This window comes from Psychrobacter glaciei (genome assembly GCF_014652895.1).
GTDB lineage: Bacteria > Pseudomonadota > Gammaproteobacteria > Pseudomonadales > Moraxellaceae > Psychrobacter > Psychrobacter glaciei.
The window spans coordinates 151,169-166,189 of the sequence record NZ_BMZR01000004.1 but is presented as its reverse complement, the minus strand read 5'-3'; the positions used below and the strand labels follow the sequence as shown (position 1 = coordinate 166,189).

The 15,021-nt window shown below is 42.0% G+C and carries 13 protein-coding genes and 1 pseudogene; 7 read left to right on the top strand and 7 right to left on the bottom strand.

From position 1 onward, the window contains the following. Nucleotides 1–11: 11 nt before the first annotated feature. Both ccmD and ccmE read left to right on the top strand, forming a co-directional pair. The gene (gene ccmD, locus IE130_RS10610; RefSeq protein ID WP_189585616.1) at nucleotides 12–233 is read left to right on the top strand and encodes a heme exporter protein CcmD; all 222 of its coding nucleotides are present in this window, start codon (nucleotides 12–14) and stop codon (nucleotides 231–233) included. Between the two features lie 253 nt (nucleotides 234–486). After that, a complete protein-coding gene (gene ccmE / locus IE130_RS10605; RefSeq protein WP_189585613.1) occupies nucleotides 487–987 on the top strand; it encodes a cytochrome c maturation protein CcmE in 501 nt (166 codons plus the stop codon). Nucleotides 988–1,259: 272 nt separating this feature from the next. On the opposite strand, the gene IE130_RS10600 is transcribed toward ccmE, so the two are convergent. The 7 genes from IE130_RS10600 to IE130_RS10570 form a co-directional block, all read right to left on the bottom strand. Then, nucleotides 1,260–2,108, bottom strand: a complete 849-nt coding sequence (locus IE130_RS10600) for an aldo/keto reductase (RefSeq protein ID WP_189585610.1) — start codon at nucleotides 2,106–2,108, stop codon at nucleotides 1,260–1,262. A gap of 357 nt (nucleotides 2,109–2,465) precedes the next feature. After that, nucleotides 2,466–3,425 carry a MetQ/NlpA family ABC transporter substrate-binding protein gene (locus IE130_RS10595; protein ID WP_189585607.1) on the bottom strand — a complete coding sequence of 320 codons (960 nt, stop codon included), beginning with the start codon at nucleotides 3,423–3,425 and terminating at the stop codon, nucleotides 2,466–2,468. A 169-nt stretch (nucleotides 3,426–3,594) separates the two neighbouring features. After that, entirely contained in the window at nucleotides 3,595–4,281 is a 687-nt protein-coding gene (locus tag IE130_RS10590) for a methionine ABC transporter permease (RefSeq protein WP_189585604.1), read from the bottom strand. Between the two features lie 19 nt (nucleotides 4,282–4,300). Further along, the gene (locus IE130_RS10585; protein ID WP_189585601.1) at nucleotides 4,301–5,071 is read right to left on the bottom strand and encodes a methionine ABC transporter ATP-binding protein; all 771 of its coding nucleotides are present in this window, start codon (nucleotides 5,069–5,071) and stop codon (nucleotides 4,301–4,303) included. Between the two features lie 281 nt (nucleotides 5,072–5,352). Next, nucleotides 5,353–7,560: a HAMP domain-containing sensor histidine kinase gene (locus tag IE130_RS10580; protein ID WP_189585598.1), complete on the bottom strand. Its 2,208-nt coding sequence runs from the start codon at nucleotides 7,558–7,560 to the stop codon at nucleotides 5,353–5,355. 111 nt (nucleotides 7,561–7,671) lie between these two features. Then, nucleotides 7,672–8,394: a response regulator transcription factor gene (locus IE130_RS10575; RefSeq protein WP_010201627.1), complete on the bottom strand. Its 723-nt coding sequence runs from the start codon at nucleotides 8,392–8,394 to the stop codon at nucleotides 7,672–7,674. A gap of 295 nt (nucleotides 8,395–8,689) precedes the next feature. Next, nucleotides 8,690–9,919, bottom strand: a complete 1,230-nt coding sequence (locus IE130_RS10570; protein WP_189585594.1) for an efflux RND transporter periplasmic adaptor subunit — start codon at nucleotides 9,917–9,919, stop codon at nucleotides 8,690–8,692. An 814-nt stretch (nucleotides 9,920–10,733) separates the two neighbouring features. Here IE130_RS10570 and pilG point away from each other — a divergent pair. From pilG to IE130_RS10545, 5 genes and pseudogenes are all read left to right on the top strand, one after another. Next, complete coding sequence (gene pilG, locus IE130_RS10565) at nucleotides 10,734–11,111, top strand: twitching motility response regulator PilG (protein WP_010201623.1); 378 nt, start codon at nucleotides 10,734–10,736, stop codon at nucleotides 11,109–11,111. Between the two features lie 334 nt (nucleotides 11,112–11,445). Next, nucleotides 11,446–11,808 (top strand): response regulator, encoded by a 363-nt coding sequence (locus IE130_RS10560; RefSeq protein WP_010201622.1) that lies wholly within the window; start codon nucleotides 11,446–11,448, stop codon nucleotides 11,806–11,808. 3 nt (nucleotides 11,809–11,811) lie between these two features. Continuing rightward, nucleotides 11,812–12,342: a chemotaxis protein CheW gene (locus IE130_RS10555; protein WP_010201621.1), complete on the top strand. Its 531-nt coding sequence runs from the start codon at nucleotides 11,812–11,814 to the stop codon at nucleotides 12,340–12,342. A 548-nt stretch (nucleotides 12,343–12,890) separates the two neighbouring features. Then, nucleotides 12,891–13,937, top strand: a pseudogene (locus tag IE130_RS10550) (methyl-accepting chemotaxis protein); the annotation flags it as partial. A 128-nt stretch (nucleotides 13,938–14,065) separates the two neighbouring features. Continuing rightward, nucleotides 14,066–15,016, top strand: a complete 951-nt coding sequence (locus IE130_RS10545; protein WP_189585588.1) for a CheR family methyltransferase — start codon at nucleotides 14,066–14,068, stop codon at nucleotides 15,014–15,016. Nucleotides 15,017–15,021: the final 5 nt, after the last annotated feature.

The following is a 15,021-nucleotide window of genomic DNA, read 5'->3' as shown; positions in this document are numbered from 1 at the left end:
AGGAAAATATTATGCAGCCTTACTTTTATAGCGTCTCTGAGTTTCTCGCCATGGGTAAGCATGGTGTTTTTGTTTGGTCATGCTGGGCCATTACCGTTGGCGTGATGCTGGCTTTTATCATTTATAGTCGCAGGCAGCGACAGGCCCTCATCAAGCAGCTGACCATTCAGCAAGCACGGCAAGCACAGCGTACGGCTAAAACCCCTAATCCTGAAACCAAGCAACCGATGTAAAAAATATTTTAATATCATCGCTTTAGCTCAAAAAATTATGACCTCTTAATTGTAAAGATATGACCTCGTCAGTTGCTAAGGGCTTATTGATTTATACGAAAAATGCTACCATATAGCCATTAGAAGAGTACGATTAGAAAGACATTTTTAGAACGTTTTTCTAATGGTAGTTTCTTTAATATTTTCTGTTTTATATTTTTGTATGTCATTAAATATAGTTTATAAAACAGCGACTCATCAATGAGGTAGTGGTATGAACGCAGTTCGTCGCAAAAAACTGATGTGGGTTATGTTTACGTTGGCAGGGGCGGCAATCGCCGTCGTATTGGTGATTTATGCCATCGGACAACAAACCGACTATTATTTCGATGCCACAGCCATTGCGCAAGGTGAAGCACCCCAAGATAAGCGTATTCGGGCGGGCGGCATGGTAGTCGCGGGTAGTGTCCGACGCGCAGAAGACAATCCATTGAATGTTGAATTTGCTATTACTGATTTTCAATCGACCGTACCTGTGACTTATCAAGGTATTTTGCCAGATTTATTCGCTGAAAACTCAGGCGTCGTCGCCACGGGCAAAATGCAAGGCGATACCTTTGTGGCAGGGGAAGTATTGGCTAAGCATGATGAAAAATATATGCCGCCAGAAGTGGCCAAATCAATGAAAGAAAACAACCGTAGCGGTGCAGTGCCTTCTTCTGAGCAATACAATCCTGCTGAAAAGGTACATGAGACGGACACTTTACAGCAGTAATTTTCTAGGGCGTGTCTTCATTTCAAAAATGGTGATAAAAATGAGATAAATTGCCGTCAAACAAGAAAAATAGTGCAGATAATATCGGGATATTAACCAGCTATTTGACGATGTTTGGCAAGATTTAGCAATTTTTAGCCCATTCAGATGACTATCGAGTGAATTGAAGACACGCCCTAGTCAATTCAACAGTAAAAAGAGCCGCTAATAATGTATTAGCGGCTCTTTTTTTATACGAATTTTGGTACTAACAGATCTTTATTATCCAGACCTTAATCATCCCATACAGGGCTGTAATCAGGATGCTCAATTTTACGACCATCGCTACTGGCCAGTTTGCCAATCTTCTCTAACTCATCTGCACTCAACTGCACTTTCATTGCATCCAAGTTACCTTGCAAATGGTCAGGGTTAGACGTCTTCGGAATGGCAACACGGTGCTTGTCTGATAGAATCCAAGCCAATGATATTTGTGCTGGCGTGACGTTATGCTTATCAGCGATTTCTTTAATAATCTCATTATCGAACACATCACCGCGTGCAAGTGGCGAATAAGCTTCCAATAAAATATGGTGATTGTTTAAAAAAGTCTGTAAGGTATTTTGCTTAATAAAAGGGTGAAACTCAACTTGGTTGACCACGATTGGTACATCCGCATATTTCTTGGCTTCAATAATATTAGCAATATTAAAGTTGGAGACACCGATATGACGCGTCAACCCTTGCTTCTGTAATTCGCACAATGCAGGAATGGTTTCAGATAAAGGAACACGGTCATCCGGCCAATGCAAGAGCAATAGATCGACATAATCTGTACCCAAATCTTCTAAAGAGCGTTTAGCGGCTGCGACCAATTTCTCTGGCTCGAACTTCATGTCATCAGGGAAAATCTTTGTCGTCAAAAAGAATTTATCACGAGCGACACCGGATTGCTTAATACCTGCGCCAACTTCTTTCTCATTACCATAAGCTTGGGCAGTATCGATATGCTCATAGCCCATTTTAAGACCTTGGCTGACAACATCAATACAATCTTGACCGGTTGACTGCCAAGTACCAAGACCTAATACCGGAATGTTTGCTTGTCCAGCAGTACGAATATTATAATTTTTTGAACTCATATTATTATCCTTATGTGCAAGTTTTCATATTATTAGTTGATGACTTTATTCAGTTCATTAGCATTTGGTTCATTGGCTCAGATTCCACTTCGAATACTGATCATGTAGAAAGCCAGAACCGATTCAACTGCACTTACTATAAGGAAAATGAGGACAGTACGATAGAGTAGGTGACGCTTTCCTACAAAGGGCAAACAGGCTGTAACGTCATTTTTAGTAACTGGTAACCACTAGAGACAGGTTTAAAAGAGTAATAATCACAAAATCGAGGCCATAAAAAACGCCCACTACTATTCAGCAATGGGCGTTCGTCATTAGCATAATACCTATATGTTCAGGTATTTTTTGATCTAAAAATTATTGAGCAATAGCTTCTACTGGTGCAGATTCTGTCGCGGTATCCGTGTTTGCACCGTGATCAGCGCCCCAGATTTTTGGGTACTTATAACCAGGGAAAGTATCATGAGCATACTTTTTGAAAGCTTCAGAATTATAAGCATTGGTTACGTCTTCAACCCATTTTTTACCAGTATCCGCTGATTTAATCGCTGACCAGTTGACGTAAGCAAAGCTAGGCTCTTGGAACAAGGCTTCAGTCAGTTTGATACCAGCGTCAGTAGCATAGTTACCATTGATCACTGCAAAGTCAACTTCATCACGCGCGCGTGGTAGTTGGGCGGCTTCTAGTTCAATGATTTCGATGTCGTATTTGCTGTTATCAGCGATATCAGCTTTTGACGCAGTCAATGGATCGATGTCGTCTTTTAGCTTAATCCAGCCAAGATCATTCATCATGACCAAAGCACGAGCAAAGTTACTTGGATCGTTTGGCGCAGAAACACTCATGCCTTTAAAAGCAGCATCAAGATTGGCTTTTTTACCTGAATAGATACCAAGTGGTGCTGTTGGTACTTGGAATACCTCAACTAGGTCAAGGTTATTTTCTTTTTTGAAGGTATCAAGGTAAGGCTTATGCTGGAAAATATTGATATCCAAATCACCTTCAGCCAGTGCAAGGTTCGGGCGCACATAGTCGGTAAAGGCAATCAGCTCAACTTCATAACCTTGTGTTTCAAGCGTGTTTTTCACTTGATTGCGAACCATATCAGCAAAGTCGCCTTCAGTGGTACCGATAATGATTTTGGTATGATCAGGATCGATATCGCTAGCGGCAGTCTCTGCAGTTGACCCTTCGGTAACTGGCTCTTTGGTCGCTTCTGGTGCTGATGAATTGCTGCAACCGACTAAGACCAAGCCTGATACACCAACAGCGGCAAATGCGGTCGCTAACTGACGGCTGATATCTGTTAATTTCATAATATGTCCTTTAATGAATGGGATTGAGTAAAACGTTTATCGTCTGAAAATTAAAAAAGCAACATTATCAATAGTAATGCTGCTTTTTGGTATAAGCGCTGAGATAAGGGTTGAGTATGGCCAAAAATAAACCTAGTCGCTCGTGATGTCAAGTATTCTCTAAAGCGGTTTAACGTTTATCTAAACGATTGGCGAGCCAATTGCCAGAGGCTTGGATTGAGATAACCATGATTGATAATACAATCACGATAAAAATCATCACTTCAGTTTGATAGCGATAATAGCCATAACGAATGGCCAAATCACCCAAACCGCCACCACCGATCATACCAGCCGCCGCTGAATAAGACAGCAGACTGATACAGAGGATGGTCACTGATAGCACCAATCCTGAGCGCGCTTCGTTTAGTAAAACTTTTATGATAGTAAAAGGTCGTGCACCCATAGACTCGGTTGCTTCAATAATACCGCGTGGCACTTCACGTAAGTTTTGCTCGACCAGACGGGCAAAGTAGAACGAACCTGCAATCGCGAGTACTAGCGATGCGGCGATGGGTCCAATACCTGTGCCGACGATGGCTTTAGTAAATGGGCTCATGGCAATCATCAAAATCACAAACGGGAAAGCGCGCATAAAGTTGGTGATGCCGCCAAGTACCCCGTAGAGGGTTTTGTTTTGCAAAAACTGTCGATCACTGGACAAAAATAAGAATATGCCAAACAGTCCGCCAATGACAATGGCGACTGTTGTAGAAATACCAAGCATAACAAAGGTATCGATAAAGGCACTTATAATTTCTTTGCGCAGCACCAACAGTTTATCGATTGAAGCAGATAATTCAGTACCAGTTAACATATGTGTTTCTCCTGCCTCATTAGTCTTCGTGCACTAAGCCTTTGCCAATCGGAGTAGTGGCCTGAATAAGACCATCGCGAATATCTGCCACTTCAAGTAATTGTCCTTGGTGTAGTAATGCTGCACGATGACAGAGCCTACGAATGACGCTCATCTCATGAGTCACAATGACAATGGTGACGCCAAGTTGTTCGTTGATATCGCGTAGACAGGTCAGTAGACTGCGCGTCGTCGCAGGATCAAGCGCACTGGTCGGCTCATCGGCTAACAGTACTTTTGGACTGGGTGCAATTGCGCGGGCAATACCCACACGCTGCTTTTGTCCACCTGACAGCTGCGCAGGGTAGTGGCCAGCACGATCGATCAAGTCAACAATCTCAAGACAATCCATAACCCGTTTATGAATATCACGGCTTGGATAACCAGCAACGGTCAAATTAAATGCCACGTTATCAAACACCGTGCGATTGGACATCAGATTAAATTGCTGAAAAATCATACCAATGTTGTGACGAGCGATACGCAAATCGCTAGCAGACAAGGTGGTCAAATCAGTACCATCTATCACTACTTGACCAGAATCTGGACGTTCAAGTAAGTTAATCAAACGCAAAAGGGTAGATTTCCCTGCGCCTGAGTAGCCCATCAGACCAAAAATTTCACCTTGCTGAACAGACAATGAAGTCGGTTCGACAGCGGTAAACCAATGCGGCTTACCGTCTTTATCTTTGATTGATCGGTCGCTTAAAAAACTTTTGGTCACATCGTTTAAGACAATCATGTCACTCATGGAGGGCTCAAAATTTAATAGGTTTATGATGGTTATAGAATAATTAGGCTGCAACTTACTAATGACAGCGTCAAAGTGGATGGTCGCTACCATTAACAATGCAATAAGGGGCGGTAATATAGCATATTATGTAATGTTTTGGATATGCACATCCGTGAACGGCTTATGACTAATGGTTATTAGTTATAAGCTATCTGGAAAATTTAAGTTGTTGTATGAGAAGGAGGTCATGACCAGCAGAGTAGAGGAGGTTCTGCCAGTTGCTAGTGATGATTATCGTGCTAGTGGTTATTGTCGTGATAGTTATAATGTGGATCTTGCTTTACGGGTATAACGACCAAAAATCTGGTGTGACCATTGATAGTATCAGTCACGATACGCCCTTGATGAGCAGTGACGATTTGCGAAACCAAGGATAAGCCCAAACCTGAGCCTTTGTTTTTTTGTTGCAAGCGCACGAATGGACTAAAGACTTCTTCGCGTTTGTCTTCAGGAATACCTTCGCCTTCATCAATGACCGCCAGCACAACGTATTTTGGTAGCGGGCGTATTGGTTCGGCTTTGGCTTTTTTCATGTGTTTAGTGAATAAATTTTCTTTACGCGCTGTGGTCGGCGTCTCGCTCTCGCTTTGAGCATTGCCTTTAATATCATCTTTGCTAACAGTTTCATCGGTCGTTAATTTACTGGTTTTCCGAGATTGGATATTATCATTTAATAGCGCATCAGTGGATTTACTGATCGCTTTACTACTAATAATTGCTTCGTTATGGCTACAGATTTCTACAGATTTTTTACTGTCAGGAACGGCTTTCCACATGACTTTTTTAATTTTCTCAGTCAATTCCGTGGTAAAACTCTGGTAGTTAGCGATTAGGGACGATTCTGAATTAACGTTGAGCGTATTGTCACTGATTATAGAATCTCCAGCAGCATTTTCTTCAACATCGGCACAATTGCTAGCGTCTGTTGCTGAGGTGCCAGTTTCTAGCCCAGTCATGTCAGTTATTTTAGTGTTGTCAGTGATGACGTCAGTTACATCCACATTTGAACCGTCATCATCAGCATCGTTATTATCAAACACAATGCTCTCACCATTTCGATAAATCGGTGGTGCTGGTAGTGTGATTAGCGCTGCTACTTTTTCTGCTTTGTCTTTGTCAGTATTAGTTGTAGGAGACCCATTAGAAACTTCGTTAAGTTGTGCCGACGTTTGCTGTATTAAGTTATCAGGGGCATGTGATTCATCATAATGGTCAAAATCTGAACTGTTATAATCAGCAAAGCTACTACAAACCACTGTTTGCAGCAAATAATCTGGAATGGTATCGGCTTCATCAACAGTCTGAATGCCATAGATCAAGACGGTAACCGGTGGCTTACCATGTAGCATGGCATTGGTTAAGAGGTTGCGAATGAGATGGGTCAGCATCGGTGCCTGACCATCAATGACGATATGCTCACCTATCAAAGTGGCTTCAGAGTAATGCTGACGCTCTTGATTCACTAAGTCATACAAATCCAAATGCTCGACTTGCTGCATGACATGACCAGCATCTAAGCGACTTACCAATAAGATACTTTCAACCAAATCATTAAGCCCCGACAAATCTCGGTTGATCGCTTGCGCACGTTTATCAAATTTTGCTTTGGTATCTGTTGGCATCGCATTTGCCAGCATATCCATCATCTCGATTTGTAAGCGGATACGGGTAATCGGCGTACGCAGCTCGTGAGAGGCATGCGCCAATAGCAGATTGTTGGCATTAATAAGGTGCTCAATTTTTTGTGCCGCTTGGTTAAAGCCGCGTGCTAACGAAGCAATTTCATCGTTACCACGTGCATTAACTCTTACCGTAAAATCACCATCACCCAATTGGGTCATTTGCTGGCTCATCTGATTGATACGCCACGTCATAGTGCGAGCAATCAACCATAGAACGCCTGCCATAATTAATAGCAGCAATAGGGTACCAGTAAATAAATTTAAGGCAGCGGAAAGCACGGGTTTTTTTGGCGGCAAGCGTGATTCGTACAGTAACGTATAACCAGTGCTGCTATATACTTGAGCTTGCTTGGTAGGGGAGGTGTCTGAAAGGGATGGAAAAACTTGTGAAAATAAAGAGGGAGTCGGCGGTAGCACTAACGGCAAGTCACTATTGTCAGTCTGCATAAGCAAACGACCTTCGTTGTCATATAACCCCATCTTTGCTTGTAAGGATTCGTCAAAGATATCAAAGCTTTTTTTGACCACCGCCAGCATAAAGCGTGACTGTAAACGGTTGTCCTTACTAATGGAGATATTCAGCTCATGCAAAAAAGGATCAATTTGACCCAAAATCTGCGTGGCCAATACTTCTGAGCGGATACCCGCATCTTTGTCATGCACCAGCTGTGTCAATAGCACCATGGCGACTGCAAATAAGGTAAGTGCCAGCATCACACTGGCAAATAACTTGGCAAATACGGAGCGAAAACCCAGTTGCTGCATTAAACCATCTCTATTGTCAGATGCTCGTATCAATTCATATCACGCCATTCGTCTGATTTAATCCAAACTATGGTGACAGGCTCGATTAATTGTATATCGAGCCATTTAAGATCAAACCTGATCGGTAGCAAACTGATAACCAACACCGCGTACAGTGATAATACGCTTTGGTTGGCGTGGATTGTCTTCGATCAAGGCACGTAAGCGTGAGATATGAACATCGATAGCACGATCAATATTGTCTGAGCTGTCATCATTTGGCATGGCTTGCCACAATTGCTCACGATTCAGTACCTTACCAGAATGGGTGGCAAAGTAGTGCAGCAATTGAAACTGATGCGTCGTCAAACGCACAGGCAGCTCATCGATCGTTACTTCGTGGCTATCAGGGAACACACTGAGACGGCCAAAGGTCAAACTGTCTGATTGACTGTCTGCTTGATTTGGCTGCTCGTGACGACGAATGACCGCTCGTATCCGTGCCAATAGTTCACGTGGCTCGAATGGTTTAGAGATATAGTCATCAGCGCCCATCTCAAGACCCAATACGCGATCGGTAGTATCGCCTTTTGCCGTTAGCATGATGATCGGCACTTTATTGGTCATATTGTTTTTGTTACCGCGTATCTTTTGGCAAACCTGCATGCCATCCATATCAGGTAGCATCAAATCAAGAACCACCAAGTCAATACCGCGCTCTTTGGTGTCTAGCAACTCCAGACCTTCTTGACCAAGTCCTGCATGATGCACATCATAGTAATTCATGGTCAGATAGTCGCTGATTAGTTCTGCTAAATCTGGATCATCTTCAATTAACAAAATCTGCTTACTCATAGCTTGTCCTCTAGTTGTTGTTATGGTTTGTCAAGAAATCGCTTTTTATTAAAGTTCTAGCGCGCCTCGATATCTATACTATCCTAAATCTGCATTATTCTAAATCTAAGTGCTTCTAAATCGTTATTGTCCTTAATCATAAGACATTGACCGTTAAGATAGGGTTAAAGAAACATGATTAAGCTTTCAGTCAATATAAGACAAAGTAATAATACTATATTGCCTAATTAACACGTGACTAAACAAGACACGCTTTGTTAATGTTTCTACACAATGTAACTGTCTCTACTGCTCTCTAAGAAACCACCACTTTTTTACCTTTAGATTCAATGGTTAAGTCGGCAAGACAAATTAAACTGTCATTGCTAATGCCTGCAATTAAATACTGCTTGGTAATAGGATCGTATTCGACGACCTCAACTGGCTGACGAGTTAGGCGTTGGTCTTGCTTAATAATCCATACATTGGCGCTCAAGGGTCTTAACGGTTTATAGGGTGGGCGCTGCAACTCTGTTAAGTCAACGTCATGTAACGCGCGTTCGGGGACAATCGTACCGACATCGATCTGACCATAATTGACACGCCCCGTCACTTGCATATCAGGCTGTAATTTCTCGCGACTGATTTCATTATTGACGACATTTACATGAACCAAAAGCTGTTTGGGCTGAACTGTTGCCGTCAACCTGCTAACTTGTCCAGTAAACTTATCCGACATGCCTTCAGCGGTAAAATTGACCGTCTGTCCGACAGAAAGCTGAGGCTCAGCTTGAATGGGTACAATGCCGATGAAATGTAATTCAGTTTCATCACTGAGCTGCAAAAGTGGTTGGCGTGCGTCTATTTTTTGTTCAGCTTCGGCATACAGCTTTTCGACACGTCCTGAGAAGCTGGCACGCACCGTCATCAATTTGTAGGATGGTTTGGTACTAGCAGGTGCATTTTTGCTGGCTATTACATTATTTTTATCAACGCTAGTTTTATCACCGCTAGACTGAGGCGCTTCAGCGTTATTTTCATTAGCCTTTATCGATGTTGGTGTCGGCTTCGTTGTTTGGCTTAGGTTATCAGTCTTGTTCTCTGTTTTACTATTTTGTGTAGATTGGTCTGATGTTGCAAATTCTGTATTTTCAGCCGTTGAGGTAGTCGCTGACTCTGTGGGTTTACTAGCTGCTTCCTGACGCTGGACAATTAACAGTGGCGTGCCTTTTTCTACCCATTGATTTTCTTCTACCAATACTTGCTGGACAGTGAGCGCTTTTGCTGCGGTGAACTGGGTCTTCTTGATTGGTTCAATACGGCCTTGGAGTCCTATGCTGGGCTGATAGCGTGATGGCTTTATACTTAAAATATGGTCAGGCGTCATGGTAACGCTATCGTCATCAATGATAATGGGTGTCTCTACCGTCTCACTATTTTCAGCGGTCACAGGCTCATCAGTAGGGGGCGAGGGCTGACAGGCAGCAAGCAATAATAAAGCACTGCATAAATACGCACTATTTTTTAGACCTATAAAAACTCTCATACCAATTGCCCTCATAAACATTGGTTTATTATATAGTGAATCAGGGCGAGGGCAAATAATAGTGCGATATTTACGCAACGAGACAGAGTTATTGATTTCAAACGCATGACTGGAAGAGGAAGAGTCATAATCAGAGTATTTTTGCTAAACCGATGATTAATTTGAACATAAATTCACTAAATAACTGGAAAACAACGAGTAACTGTGCTAAAACGAACATATTAAAATACAGTGATACATATTTATCACAAATGAAGATGATTCGGTAAGATAACTGTTGCTTCTACCCAATGTTAAATTCTTACCACACTTCTTTGATGAGTGTTATGCCCGTTAAATTGTTTGTATTTATAACGATTGTGCCTGTGAATTTTGACAGGTTTGAAATTTACATAAGAAAAATGATTGGTCATATAGGCGATTTTATACAGTAAGACGCTTGTTAGCCACATGACTTCTTAGCTATATGACCTCCCATTTAAGTATTTATCTCATTTTTATTATTATTTTCAAAATGGGGACACGCCTTAGTGATGGTCATAAAATCTGATAATTATCTTCGTAAATTAAACTCAGATTAGAAATTAATTTACGAAGATAATTGACGGTAAAGTGCGTATAGTAACTGAAGGTAACGTCATGCTTGATAGACAATACTGATAAAGAACATGTTAGCTATTATGACAGCGTAAAATGCAAACTTAGTCGTTCATATCAATCCAAAAATAAGCCATTTTATAAATTGGAATAACTGTTAAAATTTTGCACTGACAGATAGCGCTACGAATAAATAGTCATTCATAGGATAATGATAATGGAAAATAATTTTGAGGGTCTGAAGGTCATGGTTATCGATGACTCAAAAACCATTCGCCGTACGGCAGAGACTTTATTACAAAAAGCTGGCTGCGAAGTAGTAACCGCTATTGACGGTTTTGATGCTTTAGCCAAGATTGTTGACAACAATCCCGATATCATTTTTGTTGATATCATGATGCCACGCTTGGATGGCTATCAGACTTGTGCATTGATCAAAAACAACCCTGATTATGCCAGTAAGCCGGTGATTATGCTGTCATCTAAAGATGGTTTATTTGACAAGGCACGTGGACGTATTGTCGGTTCAGATGAGTATTTGACTAAACCATTTAGTAAAGATGAGCTTTTTGAAGCAATCAATCAGTACCGTTAATAACCAACCATTTTATAAAACTGATAATTAGGCAGTTATATTGGTATGCTTCATATGTGCAGCGGTACGGCTAGTGCAAGTGGCTAAGAAGACTGTCATACAAAAAGCAACTATTAGCTGTCGTGACTGTTCCATGAATTAAGATTTCAGGTTAATTAAATAGCCGTGTTAGAAATAGCTCAGTGACGATCACAACAGTATTGTTTAGTGTTTACTACTTTATATATATCATCGTGGAAATAGTGCTGCCCTCGAAAGTGTCAGGCATTATTTTTAATAGATTTGTCTCAATAATATATCCCAACGGATATCATCGAAAATAAAGGAAATTTCCATGGCTACTATTTTAGTCATTGACGACTCGCCATCAGAGATGGCGAAATTTCGCGACATGCTTGCAAAAAACAACTATCAGGTGCTTGAAGCAACCAATGGTGAGCAAGGCTGTCAAATGGCAACTGATCATTTACCAGATGTCATCTTGATGGATGTGGTCATGCCTGAAATGAATGGTTTTCAAGCTACTCGTAAGATAACTCGTGGCAAAACAACATCGCATATTCCTATCATTATGATTAGTACCAAAAATCAAGAAACGGATCGTGTTTGGGGTAAGCGCCAAGGCGCTAAAGAATACATAACCAAGCCAGTTGACGAAAATGGTCTGGTTAATATTATTCGCAAAGTAATGGGGTAACTTGTGGCTTCCAAAGGGTTTATTGAGCTTCTGCGTTTCGCAGATTTGGCACGCGCACGTAAAAGTGGCCGTCACGGTGGACAAGAATCCGACTGGCAGGGTGTGGTATTTGAGATTGGTGGTCAGCGCTTGGTGGCACCAATGGGTCAAGTCTCAGAAATACTCACTATGCCAGAATTCACCAGTCTGCCCTTAGTAAAGCCTTGGATGATTGGCATCGCCAACATTCGCGGACGCCTATTACCACTGACGGATTTGTCTGAGTTTTTGCAGGTTCCTAGTCGGTTGGCGCAAATGAGCCAACGCAAGGTTATTGTGATCGATCATGATAATGTGTTTTCAGGATTACTTGTCGATCAAGTACTTGGTATCGAGCAATTTACTCGTGATGAATATCGCCCAGAAGCGCTTGAATATAACTCGCCATTCTCTCCTTATAATCATGGCAAGTTTTTTAAAGATGAACAAGATTGGTATATTTTTATGCCAAGCTTGTTAGTGCAAGATTTGCAGTATGCTGATGCAGCGCTATAACGGTCTTTCATACGGTATTTGCTGCCATGAAATACTCGCCTGCTAGCACGATGAAAAGAAACACCGACTGACATAATACAGTTGTATGTCAGCATTCATACAGGCTTTGCTAATCACTATTGTTTCGATAACAATATGATTGTCGGAGTCAGTCACGATAAGACTTTGACGATTGTTCGAAAGGGATACGCAAGATGAGTGATGTTATAAAGAACTCTGTAACTGGCAATAGCAAAACAACGCACACGGTTAAAGACGCCAATAATATTTGGAAATTATTATTGGGGTTTTTTGCTTTATTGACCGTGGTTTGTCTAATTTGGCTAGTCAATTCATTGTCATCAGTAAGTCAATATCTGCCTGATTTTAATCAATCAGTAGTATTGCCAGTGATTATATTTGTAGTAGGTGTTGCCGGTATTCTATTTGCCTTATATAAGTTACTTAGTCAGCGTGGCGGCTCAGAGCGTCTACTCATCGAAAAAGAGACTTTACGTCGTCGTCAAGAAGCAGAAGCAGAATCCGAGCGTGCGCGCCAAATTCAAGAAGAGAATGAGCGTAACCAGATTGCAATTTTGCGTTTGCTTGATGAGTTGGGTGATTTGGCGGACGGTGATTTGACGGTCAATGCGACTGTATCAGAAGATTTCACTGGGGCGATTGCTGATTCGGTAAACTTCGCCATTGACCAATTACGTCAATTGGTACTGGTTATTAACAGTACCGCTGATCGCGTTTCACAGTCCTCAGAGCAGACGCAGATGAATGCGGTTGAGCTTGCTGAAGCCTCGGAAAACCAAGCGCAAGAAATCGCTGGTGTATCCGCAGCAATTAATGAGATGACTGTCTCAATTGACCAAGTTTCAAACAACGCGGCAGAGTCTGCAACGGTTGCTCAGCGCTCGGTTGCTATCTCTTACAATGGGGCAGAGGTTGTACAGCGCTCTATTGAAGGCATGAACGTTATTCGTGATCAGATTCAAGAGACGTCAAAGCGTATCAAGCGCCTCGGTGAATCTTCGCAAGAGATTGGTGATATCGTTGGATTGATTAATGATATTGCGGATCAGACCAACGTATTGGCATTGAACGCGGCCATTCAGGCGTCAATGGCAGGGGAGGCTGGTCGAGGTTTCGCGGTAGTTGCTGATGAAGTTCAACGTCTCGCTGAGCGTTCAGCCAATGCTACCAAACAGATTGAAACACTGGTAAAAACCATTCAGGCGGATACCAACGAAGCTGTGATGTCAATGGAATCCACGACCTCTGAGGTTGTACGCGGTGCACGTTTGGCCAAAGATGCTGGTGAAGCACTAGAAGAGGTACAGAGCGTTTCTAATACGTTGGCAGATCTGATTCAAAACATCTCAAATGCCGCCCAGCAACAGGCTGAGTCTGCTGGACATATCTCTCACACGATGAATATCATTCAAGACATTACCTCACAAACCTCATCTGGTACGATGGCTACAGCGCGTTCTATTGGTGAGCTAAGTGAAATGGCTGCTGCCCTCCAAGAGTCGGTGACTGGCTTCAAAGTATCGAACGATGATGAGCAATTAGAAGCTGAAGAAAACCTATTGACCAACGCTTAATAATTAGCGAATGCGTAATAGGTAAGTATCATAATTAGTCATCAAGCTTAGGGTTTTGTTATCTTGAGATGTTAATCAAAGTGCTGCTCTAGTAGTGATGCTGGGCAGCAGTAATAATAGCAGGTCACGTGGATAAGCATACTCAACAAGACGTTAATGTAGTCGATAAAGCCAATCCCGATTTGGTGACAGTCTTAGGTCAAGTTAATGCCTTTGATACACAGCAATGGCAACGTTATATAGAGCAAGAAATTGGCTTTGTTTTACCTCCTATCCAACGACAGTGGTTGGTAAATGCGATTGACCGTACGGCTGCCGCGCATGGACTATCGATTTTGCAATTATGGCGTCAACTGCCAAGCAATGATGCGCTGCGCCAGCAATTATTGGACAAAGTGCTGATTGATGAAAGTCGCTTCTTTCGTCATATGCCTTCTATAGAATTCATTACAGAGTGCGCCTTGCGACACCAGCGACTGAGTCTAATAGATGACAGTATTGATGAGACGTTTCGCATTTGGAGTGTTGGCTGTGCCAGTGGACAGGAGACTTGGTCGCTTGCCATGAGTTTGGCATCAAAGCAGCTGGTCAATTACGCCGTATTGGGTACAGATGTCAGCCAAAAAGCAATTACGAAAGCACGTTTGGCACAATATGACAAACGTCAAAAAACATTGATTCCGTCAAGCTGTCAGCAGTTTATTTACCCATTACATTCTGAAACTGTACCCGATCAATCGACTGTTTTTGATTCATCTATAGTAGAAAGTACTATTAACGACACTCAAGAACATTGGCAAATCGTGCCAACTTTACAGCAGTATGTTAGCTTTGCTTTACACAATATTATCGGTCAAGAACCACCCACGTCCGATCTACAGCAGGTCATCATCTGCCAAAATATGCTGCTATATTTTCGTAAATTTGATCAACGAGATATTCTTAACAAGCTGTCAGAGCAGTGTGCACTAGGTGGTTATATAGTATTGGCTCCAGGTGAGGCGTTATTTTGGCGTCCTTCAAATATGCGCCGTATTGCGCACCCAAAAATTAATGCGTGGCAAAAGATCAGTGCCTAAATTAG